Source organism: Arthrobacter globiformis (assembly GCF_030818015.1).
GTDB lineage: Bacteria > Actinomycetota > Actinomycetes > Actinomycetales > Micrococcaceae > Arthrobacter > Arthrobacter globiformis_C.
This window is the reverse complement of record NZ_JAUSZX010000003.1, coordinates 113,744-131,297: the sequence shown is the minus strand read 5'-3', so window position 1 is coordinate 131,297 and position 17,554 is coordinate 113,744. Positions and strand designations below refer to the sequence as shown.

At 63.6% G+C, this 17,554-nt stretch carries 13 protein-coding genes; 9 read left to right on the top strand and 4 right to left on the bottom strand.

Translation table 11 applies throughout. The features are described from left to right. Window positions 1-323: 323 nt before the first annotated feature. The 4 genes from QFZ23_RS23615 to QFZ23_RS23600 form a co-directional block, all read right to left on the bottom strand. On the bottom strand, window positions 324-1,175 hold the full coding sequence (locus QFZ23_RS23615; RefSeq protein WP_306927171.1) for a pyruvate, water dikinase regulatory protein: 852 nt from the start codon (window positions 1,173-1,175) through the stop codon (window positions 324-326). Continuing rightward, a complete protein-coding gene (gene ppsA, locus QFZ23_RS23610; RefSeq protein ID WP_306927169.1) occupies window positions 1,176-3,578 on the bottom strand; it encodes a phosphoenolpyruvate synthase in 2,403 nt (800 codons plus the stop codon). It lies immediately after the preceding gene. Window positions 3,579-4,051: 473 nt separating this feature from the next. Next, a complete protein-coding gene (locus tag QFZ23_RS23605) occupies window positions 4,052-6,208 on the bottom strand; it encodes an amylo-alpha-1,6-glucosidase (RefSeq protein ID WP_306927167.1) in 2,157 nt (718 codons plus the stop codon). Between the two features lie 197 nt (window positions 6,209-6,405). After that, window positions 6,406-8,826, bottom strand: a complete 2,421-nt coding sequence (locus tag QFZ23_RS23600) for a LuxR C-terminal-related transcriptional regulator (protein ID WP_306927165.1) — start codon at window positions 8,824-8,826, stop codon at window positions 6,406-6,408. A 190-nt stretch (window positions 8,827-9,016) separates the two neighbouring features. Here QFZ23_RS23600 and QFZ23_RS23595 point away from each other — a divergent pair, with 190 nt between their 5' ends. From QFZ23_RS23595 to QFZ23_RS23555, 9 genes are all read left to right on the top strand, one after another. After that, window positions 9,017-10,231, top strand: coding sequence for an acyl-CoA dehydrogenase family protein (locus QFZ23_RS23595; RefSeq protein WP_306927163.1), 1,215 nt, complete (start codon window positions 9,017-9,019; stop codon window positions 10,229-10,231). A 67-nt stretch (window positions 10,232-10,298) separates the two neighbouring features. After that, window positions 10,299-11,459, top strand: a complete 1,161-nt coding sequence (locus QFZ23_RS23590; RefSeq protein WP_306927198.1) for a flavin reductase — start codon at window positions 10,299-10,301, stop codon at window positions 11,457-11,459. 131 nt (window positions 11,460-11,590) lie between these two features. After that, window positions 11,591-12,577: an ABC transporter substrate-binding protein gene (locus QFZ23_RS23585; RefSeq protein WP_306927162.1), complete on the top strand. Its 987-nt coding sequence runs from the start codon at window positions 11,591-11,593 to the stop codon at window positions 12,575-12,577. A 2-nt stretch (window positions 12,578-12,579) separates the two neighbouring features. After that, window positions 12,580-13,365 carry an ABC transporter permease gene (locus tag QFZ23_RS23580; RefSeq protein WP_306927160.1) on the top strand — a complete coding sequence of 262 codons (786 nt, stop codon included), beginning with the start codon at window positions 12,580-12,582 and terminating at the stop codon, window positions 13,363-13,365. Then, window positions 13,362-14,150, top strand: coding sequence for an ABC transporter permease (locus tag QFZ23_RS23575; protein WP_306927158.1), 789 nt, complete (start codon window positions 13,362-13,364; stop codon window positions 14,148-14,150). The genes QFZ23_RS23580 and QFZ23_RS23575 overlap by 4 nt, the downstream gene beginning before the upstream one ends. Continuing rightward, window positions 14,147-14,956 (top strand): ABC transporter ATP-binding protein, encoded by an 810-nt coding sequence (locus tag QFZ23_RS23570; protein WP_306927157.1) that lies wholly within the window; start codon window positions 14,147-14,149, stop codon window positions 14,954-14,956. The genes QFZ23_RS23575 and QFZ23_RS23570 overlap by 4 nt, the downstream gene beginning before the upstream one ends. Window positions 14,957-14,995: 39 nt before the next feature. After that, the gene (locus tag QFZ23_RS23565) at window positions 14,996-15,496 is read left to right on the top strand and encodes a DoxX family protein (protein ID WP_306927156.1); all 501 of its coding nucleotides are present in this window, start codon (window positions 14,996-14,998) and stop codon (window positions 15,494-15,496) included. A 69-nt stretch (window positions 15,497-15,565) separates the two neighbouring features. Beyond that, on the top strand, window positions 15,566-16,423 hold the full coding sequence (locus tag QFZ23_RS23560) for a fumarylacetoacetate hydrolase family protein (protein WP_306927151.1): 858 nt from the start codon (window positions 15,566-15,568) through the stop codon (window positions 16,421-16,423). Window positions 16,424-16,532: 109 nt separating this feature from the next. Continuing rightward, a complete protein-coding gene (locus QFZ23_RS23555) occupies window positions 16,533-17,459 on the top strand; it encodes a VOC family protein (protein WP_306927155.1) in 927 nt (308 codons plus the stop codon). Window positions 17,460-17,554 lie beyond the last annotated feature (95 nt).

Here is a 17,554-nt window from a genome sequence, read left to right as displayed (position 1 = left end):
ATGACGTCTCAAGCGCCTTCCGGCGTAACGCACTTAGCCTCTTCCCGAACCTGAGCTCGCGCTAAACGCCCCCCATTACAAAGGAAGTGCAATTGCTGTGCTCCCCGTTGCATTGCGACCGCGGCCCTTCGTGTGAATGAAATGCACCCCAACCTGACACAGGGGGCGCCTGATTGGGCCCCAGACAAATGAACTTAATCGGGGTCTACTGAGAGGCTCGGCCCCGTCCGCCGCCCCGACGAAAGGTAAACAATCAGCTCTTGCATGGGGGTAGAAACAGGGGAAACACCCTCACCGTGAAGCATCTTCCTGCTGGTGTTGTTTTAGTGGTGTAGCTGCATCCGTTGCAGGACGGTGGCGGAGATTTCCTCGACGGACATCGACGCAGAGTTCACATACGGCACTTGGTTGACCCGGTACATGTCCTCGGCGTTGCGCAGTTCGTAGGTGCACTGGCCCAGCGAGGCGTAGTTGCTCCCGGGGCGGCGTTCCTGACGGATCTGGCTCAGCCTGACGGGAAGAGATGTCAGCCCGAAGCACTTGTGCACGAACGGCAGCAGAGGCTTCGGCAGGGCCAGGCTGGTGAAGTCTTCCTCGACCAGAGGGAAGTTGGCGGCGAGAATGGCGTGCTGCAAAGCCAGGTACATGGTGGTCGGAGTCTTGCCGCAGCGAGATGGTGCGATGAGGATCAGTTCGGCGCGCTCCAGTGCCGGAACGGACTGGCCGTCGTCGTGCTCGATGGCGTATTCGACGGCGGCCATGCGTGACTGGTAGCGGGCTGCGTCGCCGACTCCGTGGGCCTGCCCCGGCACGCCGCTTGCGGAGGCATTCAGGGCCTGTTCGAGCTGACCGATGTGTGCTCCAAACAGGTCGAAAAAGTGCCCATGGCTGCGGGACAGGACGGCGCGGATGTCATTGCCGACAGTGGTGGAAAAGATGATGGGCCGGGGCCCGTTCGCGGCCAGTTGGTCGATGGTGGCGACCACCTCGTGCGCCTGCTCCACGGTGGTGATGAACGGAATGGTCCGGCGCTCCAGCGGCCGGCCCGGGAACTGGGTTAGCAGGGTGTTACCGAGCGTTTCGGCGGTGATGCCTGTGCTGTCCGAGAGGAAGAACACCGTGGGGGCGGACGGGCTGCCCGCCCCCACGCCGTCCCGCCGTGGGGCGTCCGTCACTTAGACCGGTGAGCCGCTGGTGGTGCGTGCCAGGCGCAGCCAGGTTTCGGTGACGGCGTCTGGGTTCAGCGAAATGGAGCTGATGCCCTGCTCCAGCAGCCATTCGGCGAAGTCTGGGTGGTCACTGGGGCCCTGGCCACAGATCCCGACGTACCTGCCCTTGGCGCGGCAGGCGGCGATGGCCATTTCAAGGAGTTTGGTGACCGCGGGGTTCCGTTCATCGAAACCTTCGGCGACCAGGGCCGAATCACGGTCGAGGCCCAGCGTGAGCTGGGTCAGGTCGTTGGAGCCGATCGAGAACCCGTCGAAGTACTCCAGGAACTCATCGGCGAGCAGGGCGTTGGCGGGAAGTTCGCACATCATCACGATCTCCAGCCCATCCTCGCCCCGGCGCAGTCCGTTGGCGGCGAGCAGCTCGGTGACGCGGCGGGCCTCATCCAGGGTGCGCACGAACGGAACCATGATCTTGATGTTGGACAGGCCCATCTCGTTCCGAACGAACTTCAGGGCTTCGCACTCAAGCTCGAAAGCCTGGCGGAATGAGTCCGAAAGGTACCGGGAGGCGCCCCGGTATCCGATCATCGGGTTTTCCTCGGACGGCTCGAACGCGGGACCGCCCAGCAGGTTGGCGTACTCGTTGGACTTGAAGTCCGAGAGCCGGATGATGACCGGCTCCGGTGCAAAGGCAGCGGCGATCGTGGAAATGCCCTCGGCCAAACGCCTGACGTAGTAGTCCCGGGGTCCGTCGTAGGCTGCGGTCTTGTCGCGGATCTGCCGTACGGTGTAGTCCGAGAGCGCCGCCGGGCGCTCGACTTCTCCCGCAACGGCCAGCAGGGCGTTGGGGTGGATGCCGATCTGGCGGTTGATGATGAACTCGAGGCGGGCCAGCCCTACGCCGTGGTTAGGGAGCCGGGAGAAGCTGAAGGCCTGTTCGGGGGTGCCCACATTCATCATGATCTTGACCGGCGCCGGCGGCATTGTGTCCAGGCTGGTCTCGTGCAGCGCGTAGTCGAGCAGCCCGTCGTACACGAGTCCTGCCTCGCCCTCGGCGCAGGAGACGGTGACGGGTGTGCCGTCACACAGGACCCGGGAGGCGTTGCCGGTTCCGACGACGGCGGGGATTCCGAGTTCCCGGGCGATGATCGCAGCGTGGCACGTACGTCCGCCGCGGTCCGTGACGATCGCGGCGGCTTTCTTCATGATCGGTTCCCAATCCGGGTCGGTCATGTTCGCCACCAGAACGTCCCCGGTCTGGAACGAGGCCATCTGGTCGATGGAGGTCAGCACCCGAACCTGGCCGGCGCCGATCCGCTGGCCGATGGCCCGGCCCTCGGCCAGGACTGCGGAGCGTTCGGTGAGCGTGTAGCGGGAGATGGTGCCGGAGGCCTTCCGGGACTCAACCGTCTCGGGTCGGGCCTGGAGGATGTACAGCTCCCCGTCCACGCCGTCCTTGCCCCATTCGATGTCCATCGGTCGGCCGTAGTGCGCTTCGATGGCCAGCGCGTGGCGGGCGAGCTCCTGGACCTCGTCGTCCGTCAGGCTGAATTGGCGGCGCCGGTTCTGCGGCACGGGCACGAAGTCCACAGTCCGGCCGACCTCGCGGGACTCCGTGTAGATCATCTGGACGGCCTTCTCGCCCAGGCCACGCTTGAGGATTGCCGGTCGTCCGGCCGCCAGGGCTGGTTTGTGCACGTAGAACTCGTCCGGATTCACAGCGCCCTGGACCACAGCCTCGCCGAGACCGTAGGACGAGGTGATGAAGACGGCGTCATTGAAGCCCGACTCTGTGTCCATCGTGAACATCACTCCGGAGGCGCCGATGTCGGAGCGGACCATGCGCTGGACGCCCGCCGAAAGTGCCACCTCCGAATGGGCAAACCCGTGGTGCACCCGGTATGCGATGGCCCGGTCGTTGTATAACGAGGCGAAGACATCCTTGATGGCGAGCAGGACGTTGTCCACGCCCCTGATGTTCAGAAAGGTCTCCTGCTGCCCGGCGAAGGATGCATCCGGCAGGTCCTCAGCCGTGGCGCTGGAGCGCACCGCCCAGGACACATCCCCGGTGTGCTGGTCCGTCAGGCGGCTGTAGGCGGTCCGGATGTGCTCCTCAAAACCGAGCGGGAACGGGGTGCTGCGGATCAGGTCGCGGATCTGCTTCCCCGCTACAGTCAGAGCGGCCACGTCTCCGCTGTCCAGATCCTCAAGGATGCCTTCAATTCGGGTGTCGAGGCCTGACTCGCTCAGGAAACGCCTGTAAGCGTCTGCTGTGGTTGCGAAACCGTCCGGCACTTTGACCCCCGCTGAGGCAAGGTTCCGGACCATTTCTCCGAGCGATGCATTCTTGCCGCCGACCTGGTCAAGGTCGGACAGGCCGAGGCCAGAAAACCAGAGAACGTCAGTCATAGGTGGTGCTCCTCCGTTGGGCACGCTCTGACAAGCGCTGAAAAAAGATGTGATGCAAGGTTGGTCCTGAGGCCCTAAAAGAAGCAAATGGATGTGACGCAAAATACACTGTTTGAAGGTAACGAAAAGTCACCCGAGCGTCGGTTCATAAACTCGTATCCCGCCAACACATAGCGGGACGTTGTGGGCCTCCCGGCGTAAATCGATGGAATCGAGCCGACCACAAAGCTTGAATCGAACGCACGCCAAGGGGGGCTCAATGTTGCTCTCGTCCAGTCGGCGCAGTCTGGAAGCAAATGCTGTTCGTGGTGGTCCGGGAAATTTGATGTTCGGGTCAGGGGCAGGCCACTCGTTGTGTTGCCGCCCGTCTGTTCCCCCAAGCTCGGCACCGCACTTGGGAAAGCAGCAGAGGCAACGTAGGAAACCAGTTACCTCGCAGCGCCGGTCGTGTTCAGTCAGGTCGCTTAGATCTCTTATTTCGTCCGGCGCAGCCTGTCTAGTTCCGCTGTATCGGCCAGCGAAGGCCGCATTCCCCGGTGGACCTTTATCCCTTCGGGCAGGCCCTCCACTGTTACCTGTGATCCGGAGACATCGAACGTGAAGCGGGCTTCACCCATGGCCACGTTTTCGGCGTGAAAGTCCCCCCACGTTTCGGGCAGTACGGGATCGATCCAAAGCCCGCCGAGGGAGTAATGGGCATCGTGGCGCAAGAGGCTCCGCATTAGCATCACAGGGGTCGTCGCCGCCCATGCCTGCGGTGAACATGCGGTCGGGTAGGGAAGCGGTTCGGGGCAGACCGACCGGCTGAACCCGCAGAACAGTTCGGGCAGCCTGTGGTTCGTGTATTCAGCGGCTTCCATCAGTGCCGTCGCGATTCGCTGGGCCTCCGGAACGAACCCGTAGCGCATGAGGCCAGCGACGATCAGCGCGTTGTCGTGCGGCCAGACGGAGCCGTTGTGGTAGCTGACCGGGTTGTAGGCGCCCATGTCCGTGGCCAGGGTGCGCACGCCCCAGCCGCTGAACATCTCCGGGGACATCAGGCGGTCGGCAACCTGCCGGGCCTTGTCCTCATCCACAATGCCGGACCACAGGCAGTGGCCCATGTTCGACGCGCAGGCATCGACGGGCCGCTTGTCCCTGTCGAGTGCCACAGCGTAATAGCCGTGGTCCGGCAACCAGAACCGCTCGTTGAACTGCTTCTTCAGCTGCTCGGCACGGTCGAGGAGTTCGGCTGCCAGGCCCCGGTTACCGGCGTCGTGGGCCATCCAGGCCCGGGCCACATATGCGCTGTAAACATAACCCTGCACTTCGCATAAGGCGATGGGCGGCTCTGCAATCTGGCCATCGGCAAAATTGATTCCGTCCCAGGAGTCCTTCCAACCTTGGTTGATCAGACCGTGCTCGTTGAGCCTCTCGTACTCCACGAAGCCGTCGCCGTCACTGTCGCCGTAATCCCGGATCCAGTCGAGGGCGCGGTCCGCGTTGGGCATCAGAGCGGCGATGTCCTCCGGGGCGACCCCCCAGCGGCTTACTTCACCCAACAGGGTTACGAACAGGGGCGTGGCATCGGCGGTGCCGTAATAGGCCGATTTCCCGCCAAGCGTCACGCCGGTGGCGACGCCGAAGCGGACCTCGTGCAGGATCCTCCCGGGCTGTTCCTCGGTCATCGGGTCCACTGCTGTGCCTTGGAGGTCGGCCAGGGTCTGCAACGTGCCCAGGGCCAGCGGTGCGTTGATGGGCATCACCATGAAGGAGGCGAGTAATGAGTCACGGCCAAACAATGCCATGAACCACGGCGCTCCGGCGGCAACGACCATACGGTCGGGGTTCTGCGGATCGGTGATGCGCAAGGCTCCGATGTCAGCGTAGCTGCGCTCGTGAATGCGCTGGAGGGAAGGGTTTCCTATCCGGACAGGAGGGATGCTGGCTACCCAGGACTGCCGGCGCCGGTCCTGGGGTGAGATAGCTTCCGGGCCGTCGTCCATGGATGGCAAGGACGGCTCGACGCCCTCCAACACCGGGACCACGGCGACCCGGACGTTCCACTCCCCCTGTGCAGGTATGACTGTCTGGAAGTGAAGGCCGTCGGCGCTGGCTTTGCCGTCGGGAGCCGTGACGACAACCCCCTTCCGGACATCCTGCCAAACTGCCTCCAGCCTCACTGCACCGTCCTCGAACCGCCTGGTCTGCGTCCATTGCCGGTGGAAGCGCCCGTCCTTGACCTCAAAAAGATCGGCGAAATCTGCATCAACAGACAGTGCGACTTCGCAGGCGGCCGGCCCCAATGCGTAATTGTGGATGATGATGTCCTCTAGAAGGCCAGCTCCCAGTTTGCGCCTGCGCTCAACGGACAGCGGACTATCGGCCCTCCCGTCGGACCGGATGGCCCTGCCAATGTAGCTTCCCTGATAGGGAGAAGGTGTCCACGCGCCAAGGGCCTCCATCGGCTGGCCGTTGATCGTCAGGCACCAGCGGGACAGAATCCTGGTGTCCAGATGGAAGACGCCGTGAGGATGGTGAGGGAAGATGTCCCCATTCTGGAGGGATATGCAGAATGACGATCCCTCCACCAGTGTCACGGCACCCTGCCCGATTGGCCCCGCCGCGTTGTCTGCATTCCATCCGGCCATCGCAAGCTCCTCTTTGAGGTGACCAAGCCTCATGCTCCTCGAATCTACGCCCGGCTTTGGGCGAGCACCAGAGCAGTTCAATGCGTGCGGTCAGCATCTGGACCATCTCACCGCAGCGCACCGCGATGAAAGTTAGAGGGGGCCGACTCCTGGGATAGGAGCGGCAAGGACGAAGGGGCGCCGCCTTCCAGGTCCTCCTAATTACCCGCCACGAGGTTCATGCGCCAGGCGTAGGCCGTGGCATCAGCCCTTCCACGCGCGCCGATCTTCCGGTACAGGTTGCTGATGTGGCGTCCAACGGTGTCGATGCTGATGACCAGGTTCGCGGCAATGTCCCGGTTGGTGAAGCCGCTGGCGACCAGGCCCAGGATTTCGATTTCGCGCCGGGTCAGCCCATCGGGGCTTTTTTCCGGTGCGCGGGGACATGCCGCTGGAGTTGGGGGCTCCATCAGGTCCAAGAGGCGCTGGGGTGCCTGGGCGAGTATCTGTTGAGGTGGCCAGGCGCTGCCGCCAAGGGCAGCTAGCCGGGTGGCTCGTGTGGTGGGTTTGGGCGCAGGGGTGCTCGGGCGCCGCGGGCAGCAGAATTCCACCCAGTATTCCAACCCCAGATCACCGCGGATGATCGCTGCCGAGGCGGCGGCGGTGGAGGCGAGGGTGTGTTCGTTGAGACTGCCAAAGGATTCGGCGAGGCCTTCCAGGCACCACACTGCCCTGGCCTTTAGGCCGAGTCTTACGGCGATCTGGAGGCTCTCAAAGTAGCCTGCTGCTGCGAAGGCCGGCCGGTTGGTCAGTGTGTCGACGAGTGCGAGCAGGTTAAGGAGCGAGGACGTCTGCACCTGGTCTCCCACGCTGCGGCTTTCGGTAAGGCCGTGGTTGAGAACCATGTGTGCCTGATCGTAGTCTCCGTCATCGATGAGGAGCCGGCCTATCTGTTCCATGGGGAGGCTGGCTGCCACCTGGTCTCCGAAGGAGAGGAGGTCCGCTGACGCGGCCTCCAGGCAGGTTCTGGCCAACTCGGCCCGCTGCGGATCGGTGGCGGCGGCGGCGCCGAGGAGGGCAAGTGCCCGGGCATGCGCCCAGCCGTCGCCAAGCCTGGTGTAAAGTTCCATGGCCTCGGTGAGGGCTGCTTCTGCGGACCGGAAGCCGTCCACTTCCAGTGCTGCGGCGGAGAAGGCTACGAGGGAGCCCGCAAGGTCCGGGAGGGAGCCGACCGACCGCCACAGGGTGACGGCCTTCTGAAGTTCGTCGTGCGCGCTGGTGTAAGACGTGAGGTGCGCCCGCAACCCCCCGGCGGTTCCCAGGACCTGCGCTTGGCCGCGCGCATCCAATCCTCCTGCGGCACGCAACTGTTCCACGGTTGCAAGGCCCTCTTCGATCAGGCCCCTGTGCAGCCAGTACAGGTAAAGGGCCTGAACGAGCTCCGCTGCCTGGGACATTTCCTTTGCTTCGATAAGCCAGTTCAGGACCTGCGTCAGGTTGGCGTATTCCTCGTCAAACCACGTGCGGGCATGGTCGGCTTCCGGACCCCGGACAGCGGCCATGGCGCGTGACTGCTCGACGAGCACACGGGCCAGGCCTTGCCGCTCCGCTGAGCCGAGCGATATTTCCTTGGTGGTCATCAGATAATCGCGTATCAGCGGCATCACCTGGAACCTGCTGCTGCCGGACCGCGCAGGAACGGTTTGCAGCAACTGTTGTTCCACGAGCATGGCCGCGGCTGATAGGAGCTGAACGGGCTCACCGGAGGGATGGCTGCCCAGCTCCAGGGTGCGAAGGGTCTGCAGAGAGCATCCGCCTTCAAACTCAGCGACAGCCGCCAAGACCGCCTGCTCTGGCGGGGAGAGGTGCCGGATGCTGGGTGCAAGGCAGGCGATCATGGACCGGTGTCTGGCAGGGATGCCAGGTTCCAGGTCCTCAAGGATGCCCAGCGTCAGATCCAGCTCGGCAAGAAGAGCATCCGGAGTGAGGACGCTGCTTTTCAGGGCTGCCATTTGCAGCGCCAATGGAACCCCTCCGAGCCGCCGGCAGATCGCGAGCATGCCTGTTACGGTGTTCCTGTCGAGCGTGGTTTCGGGGGTCAGGGCGAGCACCCGCTCAACGAAGAGGGCGACAGCTGAGTTGTTGTGGACAAATTCTTCCAACTCACGTTTGTCGGCTGGAGGAGCGGCCTCGGGCAAGGCGAGGGGTTTCACTGTCACCTGCCGTTCCAAGGAGAGGCGGAACCGGCCCCGTCGGGTGGCCAGGATCTGGAGCCCAGGGTGGTCCTCCAGGAGCGAACGAATAAGCCCGGTGGGGTCGGGCCCGGTCGGGGACGTATCGACGGCGATCAGCAGCGGACCGTCCGGGCTGCCGTCAGGATTCTCTGCGATGAGCTGCCGGACTCCCGCGCTGAGGTGCTTCAGGGTTTCCTCTCCGGAGCGTTCGGCTTCGAAGTCGAACCAGGCCTTTTGGGCAGCGGCGGCGCCTACGGCGTGATGCAAAACCTGGCGGGCGAGCACGGTCTTTCCCACTCCCCCCATCCCGACGAGAGTGATCAGCCTGGTCCCCTGTTCCAGGAGTTCCAGCACCTCCTGAATGTCCTCATCTCGTCCGCGCAGATCACCGCTGACCAAGTGCATTCGTCCTCCACGCAGTTTGCTCATCTGATCCCGCCGCCGCTCTTGCGGGAATAGGTTGCCACCGCCTCCTGCGGGATCTTTCGGATGATTTGTTCCAAAGATACAGGTTTTATGTGATGTGCCTCTCAGGGGCCAACGCTGAGGATGGGAGTAACCCCAGCGGCAACCCAACCGATAGAGAGAGGGCACAATGTCTGCCACCACCACCACCACTGCCAATGCCACGGACTGGCCGAAAGACCAGCTCGAACGGCGCAGGCACGCACTAGAGCAGGTCGAGCTCATCCGTGAGTTGCTTGAAGACGGCGTACAGGAATCCCAGCGGCAGGGAAAGGTCGTATCCGGGTCCATCCAGGCACTGCGGGATGCGGGGATCATGGGCATCATGACCCCTGATGACCTGGGGGGAAACGAGGTGGATCCCGTCACGGCATTTGAGGTGATTGAGGCCGTAGGCCGGATTGATCCCAGTCTGGCATGGACCTCTGCCATCCTCTTGGAAGGTGCCGGCCAGCTGGCGACTCACCTTGCCCCCGAGCAGGCCTCGCTCGTCTTCCGCTCGAGGCTGCCACTGCATGCCGCGTCACTGCGGCCGGGCGAGGCGGAAAAGGTGGACGGCGGGTATGTCCTGAATGGCAGGTGGGATTTCACCAGTGGCATCCACCACGCGGATTACGTTTCCGCGACGTTCTGGACCGCTTCGGGGAGCGGCCAGACCGAACGTCGCATGGCTTTGGTTCCGGCCGGGCAGTTCAAGATCCTCGACGCATGGAACGTCCTGGGGATGAAGGCCACCGGCTCAACGGCCTTCGTCGTTGATTCCGTGTTCGTTCCGGATGAAATGATCTACGACCCCATGGGCATTCCGCGCCGTGTGGACACTCCCCTGGCCCGGATGGGCATGGTCCCCTACATTCTCCAGATGCACCCGGGAATGGTCCTTGGCGCCGCACGGCGGGCACTTGACGAGATTATTGCCATCGCCCCGACCAAGCGCCGCGGCAGCCGGATCAACATCGGCGCCTCGGCCAGCCTTGCCGAGTCTTCCTGGTTCCAGCGGGAGCTGGGAGAACTTGATGCGCAGTTACGCGCGGCCCGTGCGCTGGCCATCCAGGCCAATCAGCGCGTCCACGACGCACTGGCCGGCGGCGGCGACGTCGACCTGGAACTGCTGGACTTCATGCAGACGGCATCGTCGTTTGCAGGTAAGACAGCCCACCAGGTCATCACGCGGGCCTTCCGCCACACGGGGGCTCAGGCCATCGCAGAGGACGGGCTCCTCGCACGGCTGTTGCGCGACATCAACACCATCCTCGCCCATGGTGTCCTGGGCGAAGTCGGCTTCGAACTGCACGGGGAGTTCACGCTCGGACTGCAGACCCTCGAAAACCGGCGCATGATCTAGCGGCCCTTCGACGCCACGAGCAGTAAGGAAATACTCGTCATGGATACACTCACCGTAGACACCCCCGCTGGATCCCCAGTACTTCCGCCGAGTTCTGGGCCACTACCCCACCGGTGTCTGCATCGTCACCGCGATCGACCCCGAGCTCGGGCCGATCGGCATGACTGTCGGATCCTTTACCTCGGTATCCCTCGACCCTGCATTGATCGCCTTCCTTCCCATGCGGGAATCCGGAACCTATCAGCGGATCAGGAATGCCGGAAGGTTCTGCATCAATGTCCTGGCCTCCGACCAGGACGACTTGTGCCGCCTGTTTGCCAGACGGGGATCAGAGAAGTTCAGCCAGGTCCGGTGGCGTCCAGCCCCCTCCGGAACACCAGTCCTGGACGGAGCGATCGCCTGGATAGACTGCCGGCTCGATACCGTGCACCAAGCGGGCGACCACGACATCGTCATCGGGGCCGTGGACACTCTTGGAACAGCTGACCAGCCCAAGTCTCCCCTGCTGTTTTTCCAAGGCGGCTATGGGCGATTCTCCACTTTGTCGCTCATGGTCGGCTTCGAAGAGGTGCTTCCGGCTCACCTGCGCCTTGCCGACAGGGCGCGCCCGCAGATCGAGTCGCTGGCAGAACGCTACGGCGTGGACTGCCACGCGTCTGCCGTCATCGGTGAGGACGTGATCCAACTGGCCTACGCCGGAGCCGGAAGCTCAGACCTGGACTTCAGCAAGGTTGGCCTGCGGCTGCCTCTTGTGGCGCCGATGGGCGCCCTATTTGTCGCCTGGGCGGGGCCGGAGTCTGTAGACGCCTGGATCTCCCGGTCCGTCGCCCACCCGGAGCCCGAGCTTCGGGAGCACTTCGAGGAGCATCTTGAGCAAATCCGGCAGCAGGGGTGGGCTGCCACCCCAGACGATGAACGGCTGCACGCCATGGAATCGGTCGTCAGCAGGATGGCTGCAACAGGCCCCCTGCCGTCCACTGACCGCGAATTGCACGCGCTGCTCGGGGCGGTGGCCGGCGACTACGCGCTGTCCGGGGACGGTTCGACAGGATCGCCCGTGCACAGCATCTCCGCGCCCGTCTTCGACCGCGACGGACGAGTGGTCCTGATCCTGACCCTTAACGACCGCGCGCGAGGAGACGGTGCACAGCGCGCCGAGTATCAGGCAGCCCTCCTCCAGGCCGCATCCCGGGTCACCGCAGAAATCCACGGAAACTTGCCCGCGTAACCTCCAACCGCCGAAAAATAAGGGTACCCAAGGTCGCTGTAAATCATCATAATGATAATGATCACTTGCCTGCGTACTCTCCCCGGAACTGAAAGCCTTCCTCCCCTGATAAGCCCAGAACAGGACAGAACATGACCACCACCATCTACCGCACCGTTGCCGCTGGCGCGATCGCGTTGGTACTTGCCGCGACCGGCACAGCTTGCTCCTCTGCTGGAGCCAAACCGACCACAGTTTCCGCTGATGGCACCACGAGCATCACGGTGACTCTCGCGCCAATCGTCGACTCCGCGCCCCTGTACATCGCACAAGAAAAGGGTCTCTTCAAGAAGCATGGACTTAACGTCAAGATCACCCCGGCCCCTACCATGGGGGCGAGCATCCCGGCGCTGGTTTCAGGAGCCGCCCAAATCGGCGTGCTCGCCAACGTTGATGCTATGCAGGCGTCCGCGGCCGGAATCCCGCTGCGGCTCTTTGGGACCACCACTGTCACCACTGACAAGCCGGCCCAGGATCCGGGTAAGGTCTACGTGGCCAAGAACAGCCCCATCCGGGAACTTTCGGATCTGAATGGCAAGACCATCGGAGTGAGCGGCCTCGGAGGCGCCGGCGAGCTTTCGCTGCGTGTCGCACTCGATAAGTCAGGCCTGGACAGCAGCCGCATCAAGTTCCTGGAAGTGCCACTGGACAGCATGCTCAACTCGCTGGAAAGAGGCCAGGTTGACGCCATCAATACCATTTCCCCCTTCACCAATGCCGCCGAAGCAGCCGGGGCACGCTACATCCTCTCCCCCGGCGCGGTTGCCGTGCCCCACGCCCTGCAATTCGTCCTGGCAACCACCGAACAATTCCTCGGCGGCAACCGCACCACCGTGGAGAACTTCAAGGCCGCAGTCGACGAGGCAACCGCTTACGCCGCCAAAAACCCGGACGCCGTCAGGGCTCTCCTCCCGTCCTTCAGCGGAACGCCCAAGGACCTGGCAGCAGTCATGCAGCTTCCGGAGTTCAATTCCGACTTCACCGCCGACCGCGCCCGGATCTGGTCCGAACTCATCACGAAGTACGGCTTCGTGAAGGGCAAGATCGACGTCGACACACTCGTTGTTCCCAAGGCCTGACCATGGCCCGCCAACTGATCCGCTACGGCAGAAAAGGCTCCGGCGCCCTCACAATCGCCGTAGCGTTGGCCGCATGGGAATTCGGCAGCCAGACCGGGCTTCTGCCCTCATCGGTCTTCCCCAGCATGACAAGCACCGTCCAGGCCCTGGTAACGCTGCTCGGTGACCCCGGATTCTGGCAGGCGCTCGGCGACACCATGATGAGCTGGGTGATCGGAGTCCTGATCGCCGCTGCAGCAGGGATCCCGCTCGGAATGCTTCTGGGCAGGATTGGTTTCCTCTACCGGTCCACCAGGCTTCTCATCGATTTCCTCAGCACCATCCCCTCAGTCTCCGTGATCCCGGTCATCCTTTTGCTCTTCGGCGCAACGATGGAGATGAAAGTGGTCCTGATTGTCTACGGTGCCTTCTGGCCCATCCTCGTCCAGACGGCCTACGGGGTACGTGACACCGACCGCGTCCTCCTCGACACAGCCAGGTCCTACTCCTTCACGCCGGCCCGCTCCGTCTTCAGCATCCTCATGCCATCCGCCCTGCCCTTCATCGTCACCGGACTCAGGATTTCGGCCATCATCGGGCTGCTCCTGGCCGTCTCCAGTGAAGTTCTTGGCTCCGCGCCAGGGATCGGTATGGAAATGGTCATGGCCCAGACCGGCGGCGCCCTGGCCCCCACGTACGCTTACGTGCTCCTCATCGGCCTCGTTGGAATCGCCGCCTACCTCGGACTGAACTACATGTCCCGACGGGTCCTTTTCTGGCACCCCTCCGTGAGAGGAATAAGCGCATGAGAGCAGTCCTTGGCAAAACGACAAACCTCGTCACGGAGGTGTGGCTGCCCGTCGCCGGCTTCCTGGCCTGGTGGATCCTCAGCAGCACCAGTACCTCGCTGTACTTCCCACCACTTAGCCGGATCACCACCGAAATCGGCACCGTAATGACGGCGCGCTTCGAAACCGACATCCTTCCCAGCCTGCAGAATCTCGGAGCCGGCCTCGCCGTCTCCGTCATCCTCGGCATCGCCATCGGTCTGCTCCTGGGACTGGTGCCAGCGCTGTATACAGCGCTGCAGCCGCTGCTGGAGTTCATGCGGGCCATTCCGGGCGTAGCGCTGCTGCCGATTGCCCTGTTCATGTTCGGCATCGGGGCCGAAATGAAGGTGGCCATCATCGTGTTCGGCGCCTTCTGGCCGGTTCTGATGAACACCATCGACGGAATCAGGGGCATCGACGTCCTCGTCAAAGACGTCGCCCGCAGCTACACCATCAGACGGCGGGACTACCTGTGGCGCATCATCCTTCCCGCGGCGTCACCGCAGATCATTGCAGGCATCCGGATCAGTGTTTCCCTCGGTGTGATCCTCATCGTGGCCAGCGAATACGTCGCCTCCACCGAGGGCATCGGATACATCGAACTCCAGTCGGCCCGGCAGTACGACATGGACGTCATGTGGGCGGCCCTCCTGATCCTCGGAATCCTGGGATACCTGTCCAACGTGCTTTTCAGAATTATCGAACACCGTCTGCTCCGCTGGCACCGTGGCCTGCGCGGAACAGACCAAGGAGGACCACAATGACTGACACAACCATCAAACGCAGCCTCACCGGCGCGCGCGCACTCTCGGCTCAAGGTCTTGCCAAGACCTACGGCACCGGAGCCACCGCACGGACCGTGCTGGGGGACATCAGCTTTGACGTCTACGACCGGGAAACCGTCTGCATCGTCGGACCGTCCGGCGCCGGAAAGACAACCCTTCTGCGCTGCCTGGCAGGGCTGATGCCCTCCACAGCGGGAACAGTCTTCATCGGCGAAGACAAGGTCGTCGGACCACCGCCACGAATGGCCGTCGTCTTCCAGGACTACAGCCGCTCCCTGATGCCCTGGTTGACGGTGCAGGCCAATGTGGAGCTCCCTCTGCGGGGCCGGCCCGGAATATCAGCGACGCAGCGGCGGGAACGGGCCCGCGCCGCCCTCGCCAGCGTCGGGCTGGAAAACAGCGGATCCCAGCACCCCTGGCAACTGTCAGGCGGCATGCAGCAGCGGGTAGCCATCGCCCGGGCCGTCGCCTACGAACCCGCAGTCCTACTGATGGATGAACCCTTCGCGTCCGTTGATGCCCAAACCCGCTCCGATTTGGAAGACCTGACTCACACCATCAAGGAAAAATACGGCATGACGATTCTTCTCGTCACCCACGACATCGAAGAATCCGTCTACCTGGCAGACCGTGTCATCGTGCTCTCCGGCACCCCCACCAGCGTCAGTGAGATCGTCCCCGTGAACCTGCCCCACCCGCGGGACCAGGTAGCAACCAAATCCACCCGGGAGTTCGCTGACCTCCGCGCCCACATCCTCGGCCTCGTCCGCCGGCAGCAGCCATGAGCCAGCCCCGGAACCCCGATCTGATGGAAAGAGAACATTGTGGATGAAGGGATCTTGCTGCTCAGAGTGGTACTTGCGGTGCTCGTTGCCTGCCACGGTACGCAGAAGCTCTTCGGCTGGTTCGGCGGCGGAGGAATCCAAGGCACGGCACCGCTGTTCGCGGCCTGGGGGCTGCGGCCAGCGCCTCTCATGGTGGCGGTGGCCGGAACCCTGGAAGTGGCAGGGGCCGCATCGATCGCCTCCGGGACCGTCTCCATCCTGGGAACCGCCCTCGTCTTCGGCACCATGCTTGTAGCAGCGTCCGTGAGCCGCCAGAACGGCATCTGGGCGGCCAAAGGCGGTTACGAACTGCCGCTGCTCTACGGACTGATCGCGCTCGGCCTCGGAGTCACCGGCCCCGGCCGCTACTCAGTCGATCAGGCACTCGCCCTACCTGACTTCACCGGAATGGGATACACAGCAGCGGCCGCCGCCCTCAGCTTCATCGGCGCCAGCCCGCTGCTCATCCGGACCACCCGAACCGCCAGGAAACCGGCATAGCCACCCGCCCGCCGGCACGGACAGTCCCGTCCACCGGCTGATAACTGTCCCCCTTGAAGAGGAGTTTTTGTGCGTATTGCCAACGTTGATAACCGAGCTGTTTTGCTGGTTTCTGATGAGGCTGGTCTTGATGTTGAGGCTGCCAGCGGGGGCCGGTTCGGTCCGGGGCTGGCGGGTGTTTATGAGCGGTGGGAGGAGTTCCGGGCCTGGGCCGGAACTCTGGCTGACACCCCTGCCGACGTGTCGTTTGACCGGTCGTGGCTGGGCTCGCCGTCTCCGGCGCCGCGTCAGGTGTTCGCGATTGGTTTGAACTACTCGGAGCACGCGAAGGAGTCGGGGTTCGCGCAGCCGGACACCCTCCCGCCGGTGTTTACGAAGTTCCCCACCTGCATCACCGGCCCGGACACGACCGTGGTCATCCCTGAGGGTGGGAACGTGGACTGGGAAGTGGAGCTCGTGGCGGTGATCGGCAAGGAAGCCCGGAACGTTCCCGCGGCGGACGCCTGGGACCATGTGGCAGGCCTGTCGATTGGTCAGGACATTTCCGAGCGGGTCTCCCAGCTCCGTGGCCCGGCACCGCAGTTCGGGCTGGGCAAGTCCTTCCCGGGCTTCGGCCCTGTCGGACCCTGGCTGGTCACCCCGGACGAGTTCTCGAACCCCGACGACCTGGAACTCAGCTGCAGCCTGGATGGTGAAGAACTCCAGAAAGGCCGCACCTCGGAGCTGATCTTTTCCGTCCCGGCCCTGATCGAGGGGTTGTCCGCAACGGTGACCCTGCTGCCGGGGGACATCATCTTCACCGGCACCCCTGCCGGGGTCGGCGTGGGCCGGAGTCCGAAGCGTTTCATCCAGCCCGGAGAAACCTTGGTCTCCCGGATCGAGGGCATCGGCGAAATGACACAGACATTCGTCTCGGCCGGCAACTGAACCATCCCCTGGCTGCCCGGGCCGGTAACAACCCGGGCAGCCAGCCCACCCCCCTCTGGCGGGGCGGGCACCAACATCAAACTTTTCACGGATACAAAGGAGTAACCCCTTGTCACTGCATCGCCTGACCCGCGTCGTGATGGGCGTACCGAATGTCCCCGAAACGGCCGCTTACTACGAAGAGTTCGGCCTTGACCCGCTCGGGAATAACTCGTTCGGGACCCGTGACGGCGGCGAACAACTCAAAATCGTCCACGCCCCCACCCGGCGCCTGGTCGAACTGGGCGTCGGCGCCGACAACGACGATGACGTCGCCAAAGTCACCTCTCAGATGACCCGCCTGGGCGTGCCGATCAACCACAACGGAACCGAACTCCTCGCCCAGGAACCAGTGTCAGGGTTCACCGCCCGGATCCACGTCGCCCCCCGGATCGCGCAGGACCCCACCCCGGCGACCCCCTACAACGGCCCCGGCCGGATCGACCGCTTCGGCCGCGCCCCCGGCGTCGTCAGGGACTACGCGATCAAGCCCCGCAAACTCGGGCACACCGTGATCGGCACCGTGAACCTGGAAGCGACCATGCGGTTCTTCACCGAAGGCATCGGCTTCAAAGTCAGCGACTACATCTCCGATAAGGGCGCGTTCATGCGCTGCTCGGTGGACCACCACAACGTCCTTGCCCTCGCCGCCCCGGTGAACTTCCTGCACCACACCTCCTGGCAGGTCGACGACATCGACGATGTCGGACGCGGCGCCAAAGCGATGCTCGAAAACAACCCCGAACGCCACATCTGGGGCCTGGGCCGCCACCACGCCGGATCCAACTTCTTCTGGTACCTCAAAGACCCCGCCGGGAACTTCTCCGAGTACTACTCCGACATGGACTGCATCCCCGAAGACGAAATCTGGACCCCCGAAACCTTCGAAGGCGCCCAAGGACTCTTCAACTGGGGACCCCCACCTCCCCCCTCCTTCCTCGAACCCGACGACCTCGCCGCCCTCATGACCGGCACCCACGCAGCAGCCAGCCACTAGAAAGAGACATGTCCGACGATCAACAAAGCTTCCGCCTGACACTTGCCGCTGGCCCCGCCGGCTGCCCCATGAAACGCTGAGGAAGGCATCGGTGC

Bases quoted from the DNA above. Each gene is read 5' to 3' on its own strand.
- QFZ23_RS23605 (WP_306927167.1), bottom strand. From the start codon at position 6,208: ATGGCCGGATGGAATGCAGACAACGCGGCGGGGCCAATCGGGCAGGGT.
- QFZ23_RS23595 (WP_306927163.1), top strand. From the start codon at position 9,017: ATGTCTGCCACCACCACCACCACTGCCAATGCCACGGACTGGCCGAAA.
- QFZ23_RS23585 (WP_306927162.1), top strand. From the start codon at position 11,591: ATGACCACCACCATCTACCGCACCGTTGCCGCTGGCGCGATCGCGTTG.
- QFZ23_RS23580 (WP_306927160.1), top strand. From the start codon at position 12,580: ATGGCCCGCCAACTGATCCGCTACGGCAGAAAAGGCTCCGGCGCCCTC.
- QFZ23_RS23575 (WP_306927158.1), top strand. From the start codon at position 13,362: ATGAGAGCAGTCCTTGGCAAAACGACAAACCTCGTCACGGAGGTGTGG.
- QFZ23_RS23600 (WP_306927165.1), bottom strand. From the start codon at position 8,826: ATGCACTTGGTCAGCGGTGATCTGCGCGGACGAGATGAGGACATTCAG.
- ppsA (WP_306927169.1), bottom strand. From the start codon at position 3,578: ATGACTGACGTTCTCTGGTTTTCTGGCCTCGGCCTGTCCGACCTTGAC.
- QFZ23_RS23570 (WP_306927157.1), top strand. From the start codon at position 14,147: ATGACTGACACAACCATCAAACGCAGCCTCACCGGCGCGCGCGCACTC.